The organism is Paenibacillus xylanilyticus, assembly GCF_013359935.1.
In the GTDB taxonomy this organism is placed as follows: domain Bacteria; phylum Bacillota; class Bacilli; order Paenibacillales; family Paenibacillaceae; genus Paenibacillus; species Paenibacillus xylanilyticus.
This window is the reverse complement of the sequence record NZ_JABMCB010000178.1, coordinates 37,699-57,568: the sequence shown is the minus strand read 5'-3', so window position 1 is coordinate 57,568 and position 19,870 is coordinate 37,699. Positions and strand designations below refer to the sequence as shown.

Genomic DNA, 19,870 nt, shown 5'->3' with positions numbered 1-19,870 from the left:
ATGCACTTCTTTACAAAAAAAGCGTTTTCAAAATGATGATTACCGATTATAATGATGACGTAAGCCCTTTCATATGTCTATCTTTTTTGGAGCCATTCGCGATTGCGATTGGCTCACTTTTTTGTTCATTTTGAATAGAAACACGAAGGGTTTCGTATAATGACCTTGTTCTTTTCAAGTCCACAAGTACTGATGTAGCAGGGAAATCAGGCTATAGAAGTCCTGAAGAGCAGAAGTTGACAAACATAACTGTTATTCCTATAATAACAGTTGAACTTACCTTGGTTGAAGCACATCGGTGATTGCTGCCGGGAAAGGGAGTAAGTGATGAACAGTGAATTTACCATTGCCGTCCATTGTCTTGTCTTTCTGTCCATGAAGGATGAATGCATGGCGAACAGTGAAGACTTGTCCCAGAGTGTGGGTACACATCCGGCGAGAGTACGCAAGGTCCTTAGTGTGCTCCGAAAGAATGGTTATCTGACCACGAAGGAAGGCGCTCACGGCGGATACTTGCTCAGTCGGCCGAGCGATGAGATTAAGCTTGGGGAACTGTACCGATTGGTTGCGGGCGGCTCGCTTGGCCCCAATTGGTGTTCCGGAGAGTCGGGCTCCAATTGTATCGTCTCCTCTAACATGCAGGATGTCATGGGGAGCATTTACGATGGCGGTGAGGAAGCGCTGACTTCCTATTTCGACAGTATATCGATTGAGGATGTGAAGCATCGTATCGGAGATGGGGGAGCATGCTCTTCGTCCAAGAATGAATTGTCGTCGAACGGTTAATTGGCATGGACGTTGTCCCGGTGAAATGAGATTCATGGATGTTTCAGAAGATTCCGGGCATAACGTGAACACAGATGGGTGCGATCGTCTGCGCTGATGTTATTTTCGGAAGGTGGGTACCTCGTAGAGATCACTTGATATGGCCTTGCGAACATAAAATGAAATCATAGGAATGGCAAGATATAATAAAAAAACATTTGGGGAGTGGAATGAATGTCCAGTATTGAAAACAATGAAACACTGCGCGTGATTAACGAACGTCATTCAGTCAAGAAATACGAAGCCGGTTTTGTTATGCCAGAGGAGGATCTCACAGCAATCCTGACTGCAGCTTCCGAAGCGCCGTCGGCATGGAACCTGCAGCACTGGAAATTCCTCGTGATTGAATCCGAGGCGGATAAGGCAAAATTGCTGCCGATCGCCTATGGCCAAAGTCAAATCACAGACAGCTCCGTTACGATCGCCGTACTCGGAGACCTCGAAGCCAATCGCAATGCCGTGATCTATGATCAGGCTGTCGAAGCAGGCCACTTAAAGCCTGAAATTCGCGACGCATTGGTTGGCCAAATCAACGGTGCTTATCAAAGCCCGCAAATAGCTCGTGATGAAGCCATCCGCAACGCTTCTTTTGCTTCGCAAAACATTATGCTGGCTGCACGTTCCCTTGGCTATGATACATGCCCAATGGGTGGTTATAACCCGCAGCAACTGATCGAAACATTCAACATTCCTGCACGCTACATACCTACATTGTTAATCACGGTAGGTAAAGCAGCACAACCAGCTCGTCCGGCGGGTCGTTTCCCGTTGTCTGACGTAGTGGTTAGAGGCTCTTTCTAAAAGAAAACCTTGTATTCGTCTAAGGTATAGACTTAATATAAACAGCCGCATGTTCCTTCGGGGAGCATGCGGCTGTTTGCTATGGAAGGCGAGGAAGGGTTTCATGGCTCAGGCGAGCAATCTTCAATGCTTTCCGTTGACTTTATGTTCTACTTTTCAGGTGTTTCCGGGATCTTCGGTGCGTTAAAATTTTCCATATACTCAATGGCGTTGTACATCATGACCGCAGCTTCTGCACGGGTAATGGTTTTCTTCGGATTGAAGCTGCCGTCCGCATCGAGCGTATTGATTTTTAGTACCAAAGAACGCTGAATGGCGCCCTGATATTCAGGAGTAAGCTCCTGTTCATCTGTAATATCCACCGGTTTGATGTTAATCATCGGCAGACCGCCTTTGGCTTCAATGCCCTGCATCAGGAAGAGGGTGAATTGTTCACGCGTCAGTTCCTTGGCTGGATCAATGTCCTCAGCCATTTGAATTCCATTATACTGGGCACGAACGAAGGCATCACTGTACCATACGCCGTCCTTGACGTTGCTGAAGGTATCACTCGGGAGCGGCTGTTTGACAAAACGGATTGCATCCAGGTTCAGATCGAGTCCATCTGCAATAAGCTGTACTCCTTGCGCGGTATTTAATTGCTGTTCCGGCTTGAACAAGCTTTGGCTCACTCCCTTGATCAATCCGTCCTGATGCAGGGCTTCTATTTTGTCGCCCCCCGCAATACCCTGAACGTCAGTAAATCCAGCTTGAGCAGCGCTAATCGGGCCAGCACTCAGAGAGAGAGTGAGCAGTGCTCCGGCAGTTAAAGTGGCTATCATATTTTTGTTCATGTTGGAGTCGCCTCACTTTTCCAGGGGATTTCCCTTTGTATAAAAGCTATTTGCCCCTATAGACGACCCCTATCTTCAAAAGGTTGCTTCAATTTTCCAATGAATTTAGATTGAATCTCAGGTAACAGGGGCTGCCGATCTAACCTTTGGTTTTGTTGCGATATTCTGTGGGCGAACGTCCCATCATTTTGCTGAACAAGCGAGAGAAATAGTAGGGATCCTTGAACCCCAGCTCCGAACTGATTTGTTTAACGGTCCAATCGGTAAAATCAAGATAACGGCAGGAATGCTGGATTTTGAGTCGCAGAAAATAATCGATGGGTGAATGTCCGGTTGCCTGTTTGAACAACTGTGAATAATGGGGTGCCGATAATTGGGCCTGTGCGGCAAGCTCTTTCAAAGTCACTGCGCGCTCCAGGTGCTCCATCATATACTGGACAGACTGTTCTGCCGCCCGTTTGCTGCTGACCATAATGACACCTGTGCTCTGACCATAGGCCAGCATTCCGAGCATGTAGCCCATAATCTGCGAGGCATATGTCATGGCTTGCAGGGAGTACCCGGTTTCCAGTGCATCATAACATTCATGGAACAGCTCCAGCCATTTGGGGGCCTTGGAAGGGGGGATGGCCGAAATTTTGCTCGACATCAGCGGTTCGATGTATGTGAGCGCTTGTTCACCGCGCAGATGAATCCAATAGATGCTCCAGGGTTCAGCCGCATTAGCCCCGTATACATGGGGCATATGTGCAGGCAATATAACCAGGTCACCTGCATGTACAACATGGGGTTTGCTGCCATCTAATTCGTACCATCCGGTTCCTTGAACGCAATACATCAGAATATGGGAGGCACATCCTTCAGGCCGATCCCGGTAGTGGTGATCCGCTTCATGAAAATATCCGATATCGGTAACATATAGCCCTGAAGTGACAGGGTATCTTGCGGCTTCTGCAAGTAGAGGATCAGGCAGTACAATGAGTTTTTGCATAGGGAATCCAACGGATTTGCGCAGTGTGGTTATTCGCTTGTAAGGTCTCATACTTGTATTATGGTGAGGGAGGTTGGGCGAGTCAATGATAGATCTGCAAGCGTTCACAAAATCATCATGGTATTCATGGTGCAGCGTATAATCGAGTGAAGCAGAAGCCGATGAATTGGGTAAGTACATCATAGTGGAGCCGACAATCCAGAGTATGCATCATAGTGAAGCGGACAATCTAGAGTGTGCGTCGAATCATGAAGCAAGATAGACATAGAATTATATGAGATGAAGGAGAGATGAGAGATATGGAACCAACAGTAACCAATGAAACATTTTTCTATACAGGAACTTATGCGTCAGCGGATCAACCAGGTATCGTTCTGTGTGCGCTGGATGCAGATACAGGCGAGATGAGGATCGTCAGTCACACAGAGGGTGTGGACAATCCATCGTATCTCGCATTATGTCCGGATGCTGACTGCTTGTACGCCGCGAGTGAGACCGATGAGGGAGAGGTATTGGTATATCGCAGGGATGCGGCAACGAGTGAACTGCATCTGATGGATCGCAAGCTGACCAAAGGGGCTTCTCCCTGCTATGTATCAGTCACGAATGATGGTAAATGGGTTCTGACTTCGAACTACAGCAGCGGAAGTGTGAACGTCTTCCCGGTAGGGGATCAAGGAACGCTTGAAGAGATGAGCGCACTCGTTGAACATACCGGTAGAGGGAAGAATGATGATCGTCAGGAAGGACCTCATGCTCATTCCATACAGCCGGACCCGTCCGGACAGTATGCCGTCGTATGTGACCTTGGTCTGGATCAGATCATCGTTTACCGGATGGAAGAAGGGCGTCTGGTGACACACCGTGAGACGAATCAGCCTCCTGGTTCCGGCCCGAGACATTTGGTTTTCCATCCAAGCGGGAAGTGGGCATATGTCGTTAACGAGCTGAACAACACGGTTTCCGCATTCATGTATGATGAGCGGAGAGGCGAATTCAATACGCTGCAGCATATCTCCACACTGCCTGAAGGGCATTCGGGAGAAGGAACGGCTGCAGATATTCGGGTATCCCCTTGTGGCCGCTTCCTGTATGCTTCGAACCGCGGCGATGACAGTATCGTGCTGTATCATATTGATCAGGAATCCGGGAAATTGGAAGCCGTGGAGTGGACTTCGACGATCGGTCAGACACCTCGTAACTTCAATTTGCTGCCAGGTGGCATCCTGCTCGTGGCGAATCAGGATAGCAACAACATTGTTGCGTTCCAGATCAATGAGGAAGATGGGCGTCTGACGCACAATGGATTCAAGCTTGAAGTGTCCCGTCCGGTATGCATTACCCCTGTGGTATAAACGCAGCATGGAAGATTAGTTTGATATGAAAAGGATTAACCTCAAGGTCATGCATGGATCCGATTCCTGCATGGCCTTGCCATTTTTTAAATGGAAACATCCTAAAGGAATTTCTGATCTGTATTATAAAATTACTAATTTAGACCTATAGATGGGATTATATGTTTAATTTAAAATAAATGTATTAAAGCGCTTACATAAAGATGACGCTATTGGGACAACGGGCTTACCAATCTATTTGGGGAGGCTTCTATTCTATGTTAAATCGATCATGGAGACGTGCCTTACGGACAGCGGGAATATCCCTGCTGAGCTCAGCGATGTTGATTACTTCGTTTGGGTTGGGTAACGCCCCTGTAACTCAGGCGGCGGGTACGCGTCAGATGGAGTTTCTGGACCGTGGGGTGGTTGCGGTGAAGACGGGCACAGGTGTATTTGTCAGTTGGCGTCTTCTGGGTACGGAAGGATCCAACGTTTCGTTCAATGTGTATAGGGATGGAACCAAAGTAAACGCATCACCCGTAACCAACAGCACGAATCTTCAGGATGCAAGCGGGACAAGCAGTTCCAAATATACGGTTCGAGCCGTAGTAAACGGAACCGAACAAGCTGCTTCGGCGGCAGCCAGCGTTTGGGGTAACAACTACCTGTCTGTACCCCTCAGTGTACCAGCTGGCGGGACTACACCGGATGGAGTAGCGTACACGTACAGCGCCAATGATGCCAGTGCAGGCGATCTCGACGGAGACGGTGAGTATGAATTGATCGTGAAGTGGGACCCTTCCAACGCCAAGGATAATTCCCAGAGCGGCTATACCGGGGAAGTATTTATCGATGCCTATAAATTGAACGGGACACGCTTATGGCGGATCAGTCTCGGCAAAAATATCCGCGCTGGTGCTCATTACACCCAGTTCATGGTGTATGACCTGGATGGAGACGGTAAAGCCGAGGTGGCGATGAAAACGGCTGATGGCAGCAAGGATGGTACGGGCGCGGTTATCGGCGATGCCAGCAAGGATTACCGCAACTCAAGCGGTTATGTTTTATCCGGGCCCGAGTTCCTGACCATCTTCAATGGTCAGACGGGCAAAGCCCTCTCCACGGTGAACTATGAACCGGCGCGTGGAAATGTTTCCGATTGGGGAGACAATTATGGCAACCGGGTAGATCGTTTTCTTGCAGCGATTGCCTATTTGGATGGAGAACGTCCAAGTCTGGTTATGGCACGTGGATATTACACGCGTACGGTGCTCGTCGCCTACAACTGGCGGAACGGGCAGCTGACGAAGCAGTGGACATTTGATTCCAACACGTCCGGGAACTCGGGTTATGCCGGGCAGGGCAACCATAATCTGAGTGTGGCAGACGTGGATGGCGATGGCAAAGATGAGATCATTTACGGTGCAATGGCAGTGGATGATAACGGAAAGGGATTATACACGACAGGACTCAAACATGGGGACGCGATGCATCTGAGTGATCTGGACCCGGATCGTGCGGGGCTTGAAGTATTCCAGGTCCATGAGACACCATCCAATGCGGGAGTTGAATTCCGTGATGCACGTACAGGGCAGCTGATCTGGGGCATACCAACAACGAAGGATATCGGACGCGGCATGGCAGCGGATATTGATCCAAGGTACAAAGGTGCCGAAGTTTGGGCAGACGGCGGATTGTATACGGCCAAAGGACAGAAGATTGGGACAACCTTGCCTTCATCCACGAATTTTGGCATCTGGTGGGATGGGGATCTGCTGCGGGAGCTGCTGGACAGCAACCGAATCGACAAATGGGACTATGCGAACAGTAAAACCGTTAATCTGCTGACGGCCTCAGGTGTTTCCTCCAATAATGGAACGAAGTCTACACCGAATCTGCAGGCTGACCTGTTCGGGGATTGGAGAGAGGAAGTGGTTTGGCGTACTAATGATAGCTCTGCTCTGCGGATCTACACCACAACGGCGGTTACGGATAAACGCATCTACACCCTGATGCATGACCCGGTGTACCGGCTGGGTATTGCTTGGCAAAATGTGGCATACAACCAACCGCCGCACACTGGTTTTTATTTGGGAGAGGGCATGAGTACACCTCCGGCACCCAATATTCATTATGCAGGCAGATAAGAGAAAAGAGAAAAGAGAAAAGAGTGATCCATGGCAGGCACGGAAGGGCAGGGCAGGTAGCTATTCAAGATAAGTTATTTTGCTGACAGGGAGGACAACGGCATTCGTCTGTTGTTCTTTTTTTTGCCTACTGCAAATCGTCTGTGAATTCGGTAGAAATCGGAAAAAACGTTTGACAGGGCAATGGGCTGCCCTTATGATATGCATATAACTTACTAAACAGGTAGGAATAATAAAAATGATTGCTTTAACCATTGCGGAAGCGGTCATTTACAGTCAGATGAGAGCAACCTGAACAGAATAACGTTCTAACCGTATGGACGGAGGAACACCGCAGCACATCATCTCTGGATGAAGCATGCACGACCGAGTGTCGGCATGACTTTGTGAGGGAGAAGTGTGCGGGTGGTTCCTCCGTCTTTTGTTTTTTTTCGGTGCGTTCCATGCTGTTCAGCCTGCCTGAGGTAGTCATTGCAGATCCATTCTGGGGGGGAGTGTTGTTTATGAAAAAGAGAATTCATAAGGGTATTCTGGTTGGTCTGGCACTGGTGTTAACAGGGGTACTGGCGGCATGCGGGGCAGAAAGTGGTGGCTCCAATGCGGCTGGAACATCAGGGGGGCAGGACAGTGGTAAAGAAGGTGTAAAAGCCATCGAGCTGCTGAATGTGTCCTATGATCCGACGCGGGAGCTGTATGAGCAGTATAACAAGGCGTTTGCAGCGTATTGGCAAAAAGAGAAAGGCCAGGAAGTGACGTTCAAGCAGTCGCACGGCGGTTCAGGCAAACAGAGTCGTTCCGTGATTGACGGTTTGGATGCGGATATCGTTACGCTGGCATTGGGATATGATATCGATGCAATCGAAGATAAAGGGCTGATCAATGCGGGTTGGCAGGATAAATATGAGCATAACAGCTCCCCGTATACCTCAACCATTGTATTCTTGGTGCGCAAGGGCAACCCGAAAGGCATCAAGGACTGGGATGATCTTATCAAGGGGGATACCCAGGTAATTACTCCGAACCCGAAGACCTCCGGCGGAGCACGTTGGAACTACCTGGCGGCATGGGGATATGCGCTGAAGAAGAACAACAATGACGAGGAGAAGGCAAAGGAATTCGTTGGTGAACTCTTCAAGCATGCACCTGTACTTGATTCCGGGGCACGCGGGTCTACGACAACGTTTGTAGAGCGTGGGATCGGTGATGTGCTGCTTGCCTGGGAGAATGAAGCTTTTTTATCGGTAAAAGAACTGGGTCCGGACAAATTCGATATCGTTGTGCCTTCCGTTAGTATATTGGCTGAACCTCCGGTTGCGATTGTGGACAAAAATGCAGACAAAAAGGGCAGCCGTGAAGTGGCAGACGCCTATCTGAAATACCTGTATAGCGAAGAGGGGCAGACGATTGCCGCGGAGAATTATTATCGCCCAACGCTGGATAGTGTGAAGGAGAAATTCAAAGACCAGTTCCCGGAGGTTGAATTGTTTACCCTGAAGGATGTATTCGGCACATGGCGGGATACCCAGGCCAAACATTTTAATGACGGTGGGATTTTTGATCAGATTTACGTTCCAGGCAGCTAATGCTTGATACAAACAAAGCGCACGACCATGTAAGCGGCCAACCAGCCCTACCGGCTGAAGGCAGAGAGGATGAACGTCCATGAGCAAGTTGATGGTGGCCCGAAGACGCACACTGCCGGGTTTTGGATTAACCATGGGGTACAGTGTGTTCTACCTGAGCCTGGTTGTACTTATTCCACTGGCAGCGCTGATCTTCAACTCCACGGGACTGACGTGGGCCACGCTGATTGAAACGGCAAGTAACCCTCGGGTGATTGCTTCTTTCAAGGTCAGCTTCCTGACTGCAGGCACGGCTGCCTTGATTAATCTGGTCCTTGGGCTGCTCCTGGCTTGGGTGCTGGTCCGGTATGAGTTTCCAGGCAAGCGTCTGTTTGACGCGGTAATTGACCTGCCATTTGCATTGCCTACTGCAGTGGCGGGTGTTGCTCTTACGGCACTGTATGCAGGGAATGGCTGGATTGGGCAGCTTGTGGAGCCCCTGGGCATCAAGCTGGCCTATTCGCAGGCAGGTATTACCCTGGCGCTGATGTTTATCGGCATCCCGTTTGTTGTACGTACGGTGCAGCCGATTTTGGAGGAGCTGGAGGCAGAGGTGGAAGAGGCTGCGGCTACGCTGGGAGCGGGAAGGTGGCGAATCTTTCGGACCATTTTGCTTCCCGACCTGATCCCGCCGCTGCTGACCGGATTTGCGCTGGCGTTCGCCCGAGGTATAGGTGAATATGGTTCGGTCGTGTTTATTTCGGGCAACATGCCGATGAAAACGGAGATTGCACCTCTGCTGATTATGGCGAAGCTGGAGCAGTTCGATTACGCGGGAGCTACGGCTGTAGCTCTGCTGCTGCTGCTGGTTTCTTTTGTCCTGCTGCTGGTGATCAACTCTCTTCAGCGATGGAGCAGGAAGGCAGGCCGGGCCTAGATTAACGTAGGCTAACCTATATATAAGTTGAACTTAATATTTACACCATAACGGGTTGGACAGAAAAATCTGGAGAAGCGGAGCGTTCGCCTAAAAGCTTTCTGAAAGAAAGCTACTTCGGAAGCATACGCTATCCCCGGATTTCTCCCTTTTTAGGAGTGGTTCATAAAAATCAGGGGATAACAGCGATCGGAAGATGTTCTGGCCGTGCAGTGGTCCAGTGTAAAATCGTTAGTTCAACTTATATAAACCAAAAGGAGGAACAGATTATGGCGGGTTCCGTTCCATTAACGCCTGCCCCCCGCGTGCGAAGCGGGCCGGAGAGAAACCGGGCAACTACGGAGGCTCCATGGGTCAAATGGCTTCTGATTGGACTGGCAAGTCTGGTGCTGCTTTGGCTTCTCATTTTGCCATTAATTATGGTGATGATGGAAGCACTGAAACAGGGGTGGGGCGTGTACATCGCAGCTCTTACTGAACCGGATGCCATGTCGGCGTTGAAGCTCACACTGCTGGTTGCGGCAATTACCGTACCGCTGAATACGATATTTGGTGTAGCTGCTGCGTGGGTCATTACCAAGTTCCAGTTCAAGGGAAAGGGACTCATGATCACGCTGATTGATCTACCCTTTTCGATCTCGCCTGTTGTGGGCGGGTTGATCTTTGTGCTGGTATTTGGTTCAAATGGCTGGTTTGGACCGTGGCTTGCAGAGCATGATATCAAAATTATTTTTGCCTTGCCCGGCATTGTGATTGCGACGTTGTTTATTACCTTTCCCTTCGTTGCGAGGGAACTCATTCCGTTAATGGAGGATCAGGGTACGCGGGAGGAGGAAGCAGCCGTTACACTCGGAGCTTCCGGCTGGCGAATCTTCTGGAATGTCACATTGCCCAACATCAAATGGGGTCTGCTGTATGGCATCATTCTGTGTAATGCCCGTGCGATGGGCGAGTTCGGAGCCGTATCTGTGGTCTCGGGACATATTCGCGGAGAGACGAATACATTGCCGCTCCATGTCGAGATTTTGTATAACGAGTATCAGTTCTCGGCATCATTTGCTGTCGCCTCCCTGCTGCTGATCCTGGCTTTGGCTACGTTGCTGCTCAAGAGCTGGCTGGGACATAGAACAGTTTCAGAGAAGTGACCGAGAGCTTGAAAACGGGAGCCAATCCAACTTTTTCGGGCGAGCTGCTGAGGTCTTGAAAATTCAGTTAGGTTTCTTGGAAATACAGATTGACAGCTACTGGAAGCCCTGCTAATGTATAAACCAAGTATATGGGTTGGATAAGAATGAATTATAATTCGAACGAATGATGAAGTGTTAATATTATAGTGGGCAGCAGCCCGGGAAGAGGAGGCGGCTCAATATGGCTAAGCCGTTAAAAGTGGATGAGGTTTGGATGGATCGAATTGCCGGACAACTGAATGACATGGAGTTTGGCTCGCTTCACATCGTTGTACATGAAGGTCAGATTGTGCAGATGGAGCGGACGGAACGCAAGCGATTTGAAAACACGCCCTCTGGCAGCGCCTCCAAATCCGGCAGCACTCCACGAAGTACCTCACCCCGTTCTTTGCGCGGATCCAATGCGAACGCCAAGGGGTAGAGAGTGAGGCGGGATCAGGGAGCAGGGATGGTGGCAGAGAATGTCTTGGTGTGAATTACCCATATATTTTCCGAAACACAAACGTACGCTTTCAGAAAACCATGGGAAGTTCATGCTTATAATACCGCCAACCTATTGCGCGGGACTTGTCTCCATATGGCCGTTATACCATTCATTTGCTTCAGTCAGCACCTGTTCACCACCTGCTTCGAGGAAGTCCTTCACGAAGGTATCAAAACTCCCGACAGGCTGATCGCCGGTGATGATGGAAATGTATGCCCTGTCTCTCATGCTGATTAACTCCGTTGAATATTGAATCAGGGCAGGGGTTGCTACCTGCAGCTGATTATAAATACCGTTTTCCGTCAGTCCCTCAGATGCAGCCCACTGCTCCCGTTTGCCGGAGGGTACACCTGGAACAGTCATGCCAATATTGGAGCCGATCATATTGGTGTAATTCTCCATACGGTTATATGGGGGGAGAATATGAAACTCCCCTGAAGATGCAGTGCTCCAGTCCCAGTGCTTGCCTTGAAGTCCATGCTCCATTTGGATCTGCTCCAGCGGATCGGAGTTGGCACTGACATAGTCGAGTATTTCAAGAATTTTTTCCAGTTTACCAGGCTCGTTCGCCGCATCCGCTCCAATCGTAATAAAACTCATCAGCAGATTGTAACCTTTTGAGCCGCTGAGTCCATCAGGCCCTGTAACAGGAGGACCGAATTCAATGCTTGCGGATGCGTTCTTCTGTAGGAGTTCATGAACGTTAAACATGGCTCCTACGGGGATTTCTTCGCCCCTTTCATTGAGGATGCTATAATCTCCGTCTTGAGTCCAATGATAATAATTCCCCATGGAGGTCATCCCAATTTTGCCTTTAATAAAAGCATGAGACAAATGCTTATAGCCCCCTTTATTTTCTCCAGTTATAAACTCAGGGTCGATAATCCCGTCCTGATACCACTTTTGCAGATAAGCCAAGGCTTGCTTCATCTCAGGCTCCAAAGCGCCGATCACGAGTTGGTTATCTTTTTCATTAAAATACAGCTGTTCGGTAAAAACGGACTGTCCAAAGGCGCCAAACACGACATTCAAACCCTCTTTGGATAACCCATACGTATCCTCTTTCCCATTTCCGTCAGGGTCACCTTTGGCAAAAGCATACATGACCGTTTCGAATTCCTCTAATGTTGTCGGAATATCCAGTCCGAGTTGCTCCAGCCAGTCTTTTCGATATACGACAGGGGTCCGGTAGATGTTGGTCTGATTGACGACCGGAACTCCATATAAGGCACCGTCTATTTTTCCGTACTCCAAGTAACGTGAATCATAATCACGGATTCGCTTTACAATGTTAGGTGCATGTTCTTCAAGTACGTCCTGGGGAATTTCTGCTAACACCCCTTGCATTTGATATTTAAGCAAATCTTGTGGCTGCCTGATCCGGAACAGATCCGGTATGTTCCCTTGAGCAAGCTCTAGGTCCAACAGATCCTCATAGCGCTTGTTCTCAAGGTTCCACACTTCCAGATTGACATCAAAAAGATCCTCAATATATGCAATCATCTCTGCATCCTCAGGAACAGGCGCATTTTGATGCATTGTCCAGGACATGGTGTAACGTGGCTCGGTCTCCTTCTCAGAGTTCTCCACATGATTCGGCAGCTGTACTTGTGGACCTTGTTCCCCTATATCGGCACAGCCGCTTATGAATACGATGAGGACAAGGGATGTAATAAATAGACATAGAGCTCTCGAAAGGTTGGGGTTCATAGCAGCTCCTTCTCATGTTTGAATTTCTGGATAATGTCCAATGACGTGATGACTTATCGGCGCATCAATGCATCAGGCTGCGCATGAAGTTTTTCGGCGTGCAGCCGTGAATTTCTTTGAACTTCTTGATGAAATAAGCGGGCGTACGGTAACCGACTGTACTCGCGACCTGTTCGATGGTAAATTCTCGTTGTGCAATGAGTTCCCGTGCACGTTCCATTCTCTGATTCGTAACATATTCGGAATAGGTGATACCGGTTTCTTCCTTGAAAATCTTACTGAGATATTTGGGGCTGATAAACACTTGTTCAGACACATGATCCAGGGTGAGGTCACCCGAAAGATGCTCGCGGATATAGGCTTTAACGGCCGAGATCGTGTCAACGCTTCTTACCTCGCTTCGCTTCTCCATATGCGTAACAAACTCGGTTACGAGATGAATCAGCCATTCCGAATACCGGTCGATATTGTAGAGCGATGAATACTGCTTGTACAAATTCATTGAGCTGGCCTCAGCGGGCTGCCAACGCACCTGACTGATGCAGTCAGCGTAAATGGAAATCATTTTTAACAAAATAATGTGACTGTATTCGGCTGAATACATGCCTTCCTTGATGGTTGATACCACGTCCTGAATGGCCAGGATCGTACCATCCACATCACGGGACTGCAATTTCCTTTCAACGTTTGCAAGGTACGAGTCTGGTATTTCCAAGGTGCTGGTTTCCCGGTTCAGAAGATCAAGATCCTGTATGGCAGACAGAGCCGGAAAGAAATAGCTGTATTTAATTAGGATGTTGGCCTCATGGTAGCTTGTATGAATCTTCGTGAAATGGTCTACCCAACCGCCTAATGATAATGCAAATTCGAGATCGAATTTGCTTTTCCCCTCAGCGTGAATAGATCCCACAATGTGATCGGTGAGAGGTTCCCCAGGCTGGTTGGTACAGATGATCACCGCTATTTTATGATCCTGCAATTCCTCTGCCAGCAGCCTAGTTTCATCGATATTTGTTATCTCCAGCTGCTGGATGATCGTGTACAACGTATGCTGCAGCTGTCGCGGCTGAAGTTTTTTCCACTTTTCACTCACGGGGTCAATGACGATACAGCGGAAGCGGGAGTATGCCATTGAAATTTGAACCGATTGCAGCTGCTCAGCAAGCTCCTCCGGTGTGAATCGGTTATGTAACATATTCAGCATGATACTGTGCTTAATCATTCTGTGATTGGCCTGCAGGGTTTCCTCAAGACTATCGACTTTACTGGACAGACTGTTGATCGCTGTATCGATAAACCGGTATTCGTCCTGCTTTAAGCTGGTTGGGCTATCCATCCGGCTCTTAATATTGTTCAGGAGTCGCTTCAAAGGGCTATAGTTGGCAGCTGTAAAGATGGACGACATGGCAATCCCGACCGCAACAGCGAGTAAGCAAAGAATGACCGAGACCTCCTTCAAGCTGTCCAGTTTATAATAGAAGTTTTTATTGGGTGTAGTCGTGTAAATCCTCCATCCAGTGCCTTTAAATTGATCTTGGGAGATGACATAAGAGCCATGGTCAATTATAGGCGAAAAGCTCCCGTCCGAAGAATGATCAGAAAGCAGCGACTGAACCGGATTCTCTGTATTCGAGCTGCCCAGCAAGGATTTATCCGCTGCAGAAATAACGATTCCATCCCGATCGATGATAAATGTACTTTCATAGTCAGCAGGAAGCATATTTTTAATGATCTGACTTATCGCAGATTCTTTGATATCAATGGCAATCATGACCTTACTGTCTTGTCCTGAAGATTGAAATGGGTAACTGTGGACATAGGAGATTAGAGAGTTCATGTTGTTTGGTTCAGGTGATTGGATATAAACATCCTGAGGAACCATGCGAGTCTGCATCCATAAAGAATTCCCTTCGGTCTCTTTCATCGCAACAATCCAATCGGCCATATTAGCCTCACTGGAGGATGAACTCTCATAGAGCAGGAGTCCGTGTACAGATGAGATCATGAAATGATTCTCCGTATCGTACAAATGAATGGCTTGGATCAGGTCGGAATAATTTTGGACCTGTTTTTTGAGTAACTGCTCAATGTCCAGAATTTTGCCATGGTTTCCTTGTAATCGATCCAGATCAATATTGACAGAGCTGCCCAATGCCAGGGACAGATAGACCTGATTCACCTTCTGGATGACGGAACTTTCTATGTAATTGACGGTATTTTTGAGCGAAAGCTGCTTGGCGTTTCTAATCTCTTTGCTGTATTGATTGGAGAAGAAGAGATACAGGATTGAACCGAAAAGAAGCGCGATCACGAGGACGATGGCAAGATAGGAAAGAACCATCCTAAATCTCACGGACTGGAAGTATTTGCGCATCCTTTTTCCTCCTTCACAATGGGTTTCTGGACAACTTCATCATTATATAATAGGCCGAGGATGAGAATTCATGTTGATCGAAATTTAACAAAATCAGTCCTGAAAATTTACCTTCAGTTAATGAAAATTTACAAACAACTACAGTCTAGATGACTAATGTGATATTCACTCTATTTTTCTTGGAAAAAGAGCTTCAAATCGTACGATTTTGATATAAAACGGAATTTGTTCTATAGATTCAAGACTCCCCCGAATGCTACAGTAACGGCAGATCAGACATCTGAATGGAGACTTTCTCATCAGTTGCTGGTGCAATCGAAAAAATAATTAACGATAATGGGAGCGTGTCTTGCAGGCTATGAGAAAACCACTAAAAAAATCACTCGCATTACTTCTAATGTTGTCTATGGTGAGCCCGACGTTTGCCGATCAGAGTTATGCAGCCAATTCGAATATTCAGTTCTCTGATATTAAGGGACACTGGGCAGAAGCAAACATTCAGGCTTGGGGTGATAAAGGACTGATTCAAGGTTATTTGGATCGTTCCTTCAAACCGAACAACTTCATTACGAGAGCAGAATTTATGAATTTGGTGAATGGTGCTTTTGGATATACAGGACAAGCTACAATTAACTTTAACGATGTTTCTGAGAATGCATGGTATTACCAGACTGTTTCCGCAGCTAATGCGGCTGGATATATGGATGGCTATGCGGATCAAACGATGAAGCCTCAAAATCCGATCACACGTCAAGAAGCGGCAAAGATTATAGTTGAAATTCTCAACCTGGAACTGAATGAGGAAGCTGCGAATGCCTTCAGTGATTCTTCTTCTATTGCGGAATGGAGCAAAGGAGCTGTAGGTGGAGCTGCAGCGGCAGAAATTATAGCTGGATATGCAGATGGAAGCTTCAAACCTCTTCAATCGATCACTCGTGCAGAAGCCGTAAGTGCACTTGTGAATGCTCTGGAAATGGACGCCAATACGGATGCTAAACCATCTAAGCCAAAGGGAACAACAAGCGTGCTGAATGTTGAAGCCCCTGCCGAAGAGGCACGTTTATCTGCAGTCAAGGATGGAGCCAATGCGGAAGACAGCACGTTGAAAAATATCGCGGCAACGAATCCGTTTATTGATATTTTGGACGGTTTTGAACAAGTCTGGTCCATGAACCAGTCGGATTGGAGAGATGGGACAGCAGCAACGAAGCCGGGAGCAAAGGGAGAGGTTGCCAAGTATGGAGATGGACCGACCCCTTATTATGATGGCTTTAAAAATGATCCAAAAACAGCCGTCGCAGACCAGAAAACATTTGCGAACGAAGAGATCCGTAATAAGGCGACTTGGGTGGCTAATATCAAATATGTAGAAGATGTTACGCAAAATCGCACGGATGAAGAAGCGTTAGCCGCCTATTATGATGATCAAAGAGATAAGATCTACAGTATGATGGAAGCTTTCGGGCCGCTGGCCAACACATATGTAGACATCGTCAAGCCAACGACAAGTGTCGAAAGAGATATCAATGAGATGGATGTTGTATTGACGGAAGAAACGGCGGAAGATCAAAGCCAGGGAATTGGAAGTGATTGGGCGAAGACGGAGCTTGCAGACATGGTAGCTCTGGTGGATTTGGTTCGATTCAAAATCCCTTCCTCCTCTAATCCTTCGAAATACTTCTACTCGTCTCCAAGACCGTGGAGAATGAATTCAAAAGGAGAAGTGAAAGAGGTAGTCGATGAGAATGGTTTGGCCGTGTGGGAAACTTTAGGTAAAGGTGAAGTAACAGAAGAGCCTTTGGCTTCAGGAGGAACCAAAACAACGGGAGAAAAGCATTTCCAACAATACGAAAGCAACGTTGAAATTATTCCTGCATTAAGCTATGTAAGGAGAATAGCGGAGGATGGACGAGGAAAGGACGGAGCATATCCAAGCGGACATACGAGTGCTTCGTACTTATCAGTACTTCCTTTTGCCTACGCTACACCAGAACGATTCTCTGAATTCTTAACAAGAGCAGCCCAAATGGGTGAAAATCGAATTGTAACGGGGATGCACTCGCCGCTTGATGTGATCGGTGCAAGAATACAGGCTACAGCCATGACTGCCTATGCATTCAATAAGAAAGAGAACCAGGAATTGATGGAAAAGGCATATGAAAATGCTGGAGAGGTATTTGGAGCACTAGCACAGGAAGAAAATATGAGTTTGTATGAATATGCACACACAGTAACAGAGGATTATACGTTCAAAAGTGCATATGATGAAAAGAAATGGGAAGATCATGATGCGAATAAAGCCTTCTACAGAGAAAAGCTCACGTATGGTCTGCCGCAAACAGGAATCAAAGGTTTAGCTCCCGTGGTACCGCAAGGTGCAGAGGCTCTATTAAAAACACGTCAGCCTTATTTGACCGATGAGCAGCGCAGAGAAGTATTGTATACCACATCCATTGACTCCGGTTATCCGGTACTGGACGAATCAAAAGGTTGGGGCAGACTGGATTTAGTGACGGCAGCGGATGGCTACGGTGCATTCTTGGACAACGTAACCGTGAATATGGATGCTTCCAAAGGGCGCTTTAATGCAGAGGATTGGTGGAGAAACGACATCTCCGGCAGTGGAATGCTGACGAAAAAGGGAACAGGAACACTTACAATGACAGGGAGCAACAGTTACACAGGCGGAACTTTGCTGCAAGCAGGAACACTGGTGGCTGAGTCTGCAACTGCCTTTGGTCAGGGTGATCTTTATGTGGAAAATGGAACGGTTGTCGTTAATGCAGATGGCGCATTAAAATTAAATAGAAACTTTACCATGGACAGTGGAACGTTGGAACTGGTTATGGACGATGATCACAGTCAAATTCATGTTGGCAAAAAGCTGTATCTCGATGGAGGAAGCCTACATCTGGACTTGTCCAACGATAAGATTGAAGGTTCCAAAGATATCACGTTGATTACGGCTAATGCAATCCAAGGTGAATTCGATCAAGTAACTGCGGATGGTTATGACGTTCAAGTCACTTACGAAAGGGATCGTATCATTGCACATGTTGTAGCAAAATAAAATAAAGTGCTGAACTACGTTGTAGTTCAGCACTTTTTGCATGCGATATGCGTAAGTTATTCGCCGGTATAGGCACCAGATTTACGTAATGGCTTCACTTCAATCTCCGTAGAGAGTTCCTTCGTTGGTTCGAGCTCGGCATGTCCTGCGTAAGGGCGATCACTTCGAGGGCGGGTTCCGGTAAGCCTGAAACCCGAAATGAACAGGACGAGCTGTAATCCCAAGGCATAGGGAGCAGCCTCAAGACCAATCAGATGGAGCAGCGAGCACAGCGCAATCAGCAAGGAGAGCATTCTGGTTACTGTACCTCGTGTACCCCGGCGCGGGCTGGCCCAGAGCAGATAACCATACATTATGGTGATCATCAGGGAAACCACACGTAACCACGGCAGCGTGTTCTCCCATGATTCGACGGAAACGTCCAACAGTCGCTGACGGAACATGAGATCAGCGAGCAGAAACCATGCAGCTGCCAGTGCGGCCGGTTCAGCTGCAGGCCGAAGGATCGTCCAGATTGCTTTGCCCCAATGATCGTCTTGGGTATTTTGGCCGAGTTCATCTGATAATGCTGTACACTCTCGTTCCAATGCTTTGTGCATCAGTGCGAGTCTGGCAGGATCATGATCCTTGATGCAGTCCCGGATCTGATCCTGTAACGGAGAGGAGAGGCAAGCTGCCGATTTGCAGGCCAACATGGCAGTTAACAGTTCATTATGTTCGTTTTCTGACCATTCATATTTTCGATTTTCATGAATGGTAAGTTGTCCCAAAAGGGTTGTGCTTATGTATAATGTATCTCGTATCCTGTGCATTCGCCTTTCATGGCTGCGACGAACTTCAGTGGCAGACCATATGTATATGACCAGGAGCAAAGCCAAGACTCCAAGCAGCACAGTTTCAGCGCCTGGGCGAGATGCTAGATCTTCCATCCAACGTGGAAACACACTTGTTCCTCCTTTGCGCGAACTTGACGTATCTTTGAAACACGCTTCACGTAAGCTTTCTCTCACTATTACACAGGAAGTAGATGAATTCAAGCAGAAAGGGGCACAATTCAATGGAGCATGTAAATATTGAACACACACCACCTGCAGCAGAGGAGTATCTTGCCTTGCGGCAGATTGCTGGCCTTAGTCCGATGAGCAGACAGGGGGCAGAGATTGGGCTGCCGAACAGTCTGTTTGCTGTATGTTTGCGGGAAGAGAAGGGGCTTGTAGGAATGGGCCGGGTCATTGGCGATGGCGGCTGCTTCTTTCAGGTGGTGGATATCGCTGTACACCCGGAATACCAGGGCAGGGGGTATGGCAAATTAATCATGGGCGAGATCATGGATTATTTACGTAGGCATGTGCCTGCTCGTGGTCTGGTTAGTCTGCTCGCTGATGTTCCTGCAGATCGCTTATACTCCCAATTTGGCTTCGTTTATACTAGTCCGAAATCAGAAGGCATGTGGTGGAGACAAGGGGAATAGGTGATAAGAAATCTGGGTCAAACCTATTTAAATAAAACAAGTCTTGGGTATGTGAAATAGCCTGAGCACACTCCATCTATTATTTAACTCTTCAACCTTTGGTTTCCCAAAGGTTATTTTTGCTTTACATCCATTATTATA

15 protein-coding genes are annotated in these 19,870 nt (G+C 47.8%); 10 read left to right on the top strand and 5 right to left on the bottom strand.

What is annotated here, in order from left to right; translation table 11 throughout:
• The first annotated feature begins 327 nt into the window (after window positions 1-327).
• Together HP552_RS12535 and HP552_RS12530 are read left to right on the top strand one after the other, a co-directional pair.
• Complete coding sequence (locus HP552_RS12535) at window positions 328-786, top strand: Rrf2 family transcriptional regulator (RefSeq protein WP_175395799.1); 459 nt, start codon at window positions 328-330, stop codon at window positions 784-786.
• Window positions 787-999: 213 nt separating this feature from the next.
• Complete coding sequence (locus HP552_RS12530) at window positions 1,000-1,626, top strand: nitroreductase family protein (protein ID WP_175395798.1); 627 nt, start codon at window positions 1,000-1,002, stop codon at window positions 1,624-1,626.
• Window positions 1,627-1,775: 149 nt separating this feature from the next.
• On the opposite strand, the gene HP552_RS12525 is transcribed toward HP552_RS12530, so the two are convergent.
• Together HP552_RS12525 and HP552_RS12520 are read right to left on the bottom strand one after the other, a co-directional pair.
• Window positions 1,776-2,459: an S-layer homology domain-containing protein gene (locus tag HP552_RS12525; RefSeq protein ID WP_175395797.1), complete on the bottom strand. Its 684-nt coding sequence runs from the start codon at window positions 2,457-2,459 to the stop codon at window positions 1,776-1,778.
• 139 nt (window positions 2,460-2,598) lie between these two features.
• Window positions 2,599-3,633, bottom strand: a complete 1,035-nt coding sequence (locus tag HP552_RS12520; protein ID WP_246310860.1) for an AraC family transcriptional regulator — start codon at window positions 3,631-3,633, stop codon at window positions 2,599-2,601.
• Window positions 3,634-3,749: 116 nt separating this feature from the next.
• Between HP552_RS12520 and HP552_RS12515 the strand changes: the two genes are divergently transcribed.
• The 6 genes from HP552_RS12515 (at window position 3,750) to HP552_RS12490 (ending at window position 11,041) form a co-directional block, all read left to right on the top strand.
• Window positions 3,750-4,805: a lactonase family protein gene (locus HP552_RS12515; RefSeq protein ID WP_175395796.1), complete on the top strand. Its 1,056-nt coding sequence runs from the start codon at window positions 3,750-3,752 to the stop codon at window positions 4,803-4,805.
• A gap of 320 nt (window positions 4,806-5,125) precedes the next feature.
• On the top strand, window positions 5,126-6,934 hold the full coding sequence (locus HP552_RS12510; RefSeq protein WP_217506410.1) for a rhamnogalacturonan lyase: 1,809 nt from the start codon (window positions 5,126-5,128) through the stop codon (window positions 6,932-6,934).
• A gap of 503 nt (window positions 6,935-7,437) precedes the next feature.
• Window positions 7,438-8,517: a sulfate ABC transporter substrate-binding protein gene (locus HP552_RS12505; protein ID WP_175395794.1), complete on the top strand. Its 1,080-nt coding sequence runs from the start codon at window positions 7,438-7,440 to the stop codon at window positions 8,515-8,517.
• Between the two features lie 79 nt (window positions 8,518-8,596).
• Window positions 8,597-9,433, top strand: coding sequence for a sulfate ABC transporter permease subunit CysT (gene cysT / locus HP552_RS12500; RefSeq protein ID WP_175395793.1), 837 nt, complete (start codon window positions 8,597-8,599; stop codon window positions 9,431-9,433).
• A 269-nt stretch (window positions 9,434-9,702) separates the two neighbouring features.
• The gene (gene cysW / locus HP552_RS12495; RefSeq protein WP_175395792.1) at window positions 9,703-10,578 is read left to right on the top strand and encodes a sulfate ABC transporter permease subunit CysW; all 876 of its coding nucleotides are present in this window, start codon (window positions 9,703-9,705) and stop codon (window positions 10,576-10,578) included.
• A gap of 223 nt (window positions 10,579-10,801) precedes the next feature.
• The gene (locus HP552_RS12490) at window positions 10,802-11,041 is read left to right on the top strand and encodes a YezD family protein (protein WP_175395791.1); all 240 of its coding nucleotides are present in this window, start codon (window positions 10,802-10,804) and stop codon (window positions 11,039-11,041) included.
• Between the two features lie 132 nt (window positions 11,042-11,173).
• On the opposite strand, the gene HP552_RS12485 is transcribed toward HP552_RS12490, so the two are convergent.
• Window positions 11,174-12,814, bottom strand: a complete 1,641-nt coding sequence (locus HP552_RS12485; protein ID WP_175395790.1) for an extracellular solute-binding protein — start codon at window positions 12,812-12,814, stop codon at window positions 11,174-11,176.
• A gap of 64 nt (window positions 12,815-12,878) precedes the next feature.
• The gene (locus tag HP552_RS12480) at window positions 12,879-15,188 is read right to left on the bottom strand and encodes an AraC family transcriptional regulator (protein ID WP_175395789.1); all 2,310 of its coding nucleotides are present in this window, start codon (window positions 15,186-15,188) and stop codon (window positions 12,879-12,881) included.
• 358 nt (window positions 15,189-15,546) lie between these two features.
• Here HP552_RS12480 and HP552_RS35375 point away from each other — a divergent pair, with 358 nt between their 5' ends.
• Window positions 15,547-18,258: an S-layer homology domain-containing protein gene (locus tag HP552_RS35375; RefSeq protein ID WP_175395788.1), complete on the top strand. Its 2,712-nt coding sequence runs from the start codon at window positions 15,547-15,549 to the stop codon at window positions 18,256-18,258.
• Between the two features lie 56 nt (window positions 18,259-18,314).
• Here HP552_RS35375 and HP552_RS12470 read toward each other — a convergent pair whose 3' ends face one another.
• Window positions 18,315-19,202, bottom strand: coding sequence for a hypothetical protein (locus HP552_RS12470; RefSeq protein WP_175395787.1), 888 nt, complete (start codon window positions 19,200-19,202; stop codon window positions 18,315-18,317).
• A gap of 113 nt (window positions 19,203-19,315) precedes the next feature.
• Between HP552_RS12470 and HP552_RS12465 the strand changes: the two genes are divergently transcribed.
• On the top strand, window positions 19,316-19,729 hold the full coding sequence (locus tag HP552_RS12465; RefSeq protein WP_175395786.1) for a GNAT family N-acetyltransferase: 414 nt from the start codon (window positions 19,316-19,318) through the stop codon (window positions 19,727-19,729).
• Window positions 19,730-19,870 lie beyond the last annotated feature (141 nt).

Excerpts from the sequence above, each read along its gene's own strand:
- HP552_RS12535 (WP_175395799.1), top strand. The coding sequence starts at position 328 with ATGAACAGTGAATTTACCATTGCCGTCCATTGTCTTGTCTTTCTGTCC.
- HP552_RS12530 (WP_175395798.1), top strand. The coding sequence starts at position 1,000 with ATGTCCAGTATTGAAAACAATGAAACACTGCGCGTGATTAACGAACGT.
- HP552_RS12525 (WP_175395797.1), bottom strand. The coding sequence starts at position 2,459 with ATGAACAAAAATATGATAGCCACTTTAACTGCCGGAGCACTGCTCACT.
- HP552_RS12520 (WP_246310860.1), bottom strand. The coding sequence starts at position 3,633 with ATGATGTACTTACCCAATTCATCGGCTTCTGCTTCACTCGATTATACG.
- HP552_RS12515 (WP_175395796.1), top strand. The coding sequence starts at position 3,750 with ATGGAACCAACAGTAACCAATGAAACATTTTTCTATACAGGAACTTAT.
- HP552_RS12510 (WP_217506410.1), top strand. The coding sequence starts at position 5,126 with ATGTTGATTACTTCGTTTGGGTTGGGTAACGCCCCTGTAACTCAGGCG.
- HP552_RS12505 (WP_175395794.1), top strand. The coding sequence starts at position 7,438 with ATGAAAAAGAGAATTCATAAGGGTATTCTGGTTGGTCTGGCACTGGTG.
- cysT (WP_175395793.1), top strand. The coding sequence starts at position 8,597 with ATGAGCAAGTTGATGGTGGCCCGAAGACGCACACTGCCGGGTTTTGGA.
- cysW (WP_175395792.1), top strand. The coding sequence starts at position 9,703 with ATGGCGGGTTCCGTTCCATTAACGCCTGCCCCCCGCGTGCGAAGCGGG.
- HP552_RS12490 (WP_175395791.1), top strand. The coding sequence starts at position 10,802 with ATGGCTAAGCCGTTAAAAGTGGATGAGGTTTGGATGGATCGAATTGCC.
- HP552_RS12485 (WP_175395790.1), bottom strand. The coding sequence starts at position 12,814 with ATGAACCCCAACCTTTCGAGAGCTCTATGTCTATTTATTACATCCCTT.
- HP552_RS12480 (WP_175395789.1), bottom strand. The coding sequence starts at position 15,188 with ATGCGCAAATACTTCCAGTCCGTGAGATTTAGGATGGTTCTTTCCTAT.
- HP552_RS35375 (WP_175395788.1), top strand. The coding sequence starts at position 15,547 with ATGAGAAAACCACTAAAAAAATCACTCGCATTACTTCTAATGTTGTCT.
- HP552_RS12465 (WP_175395786.1), top strand. The coding sequence starts at position 19,316 with ATGGAGCATGTAAATATTGAACACACACCACCTGCAGCAGAGGAGTAT.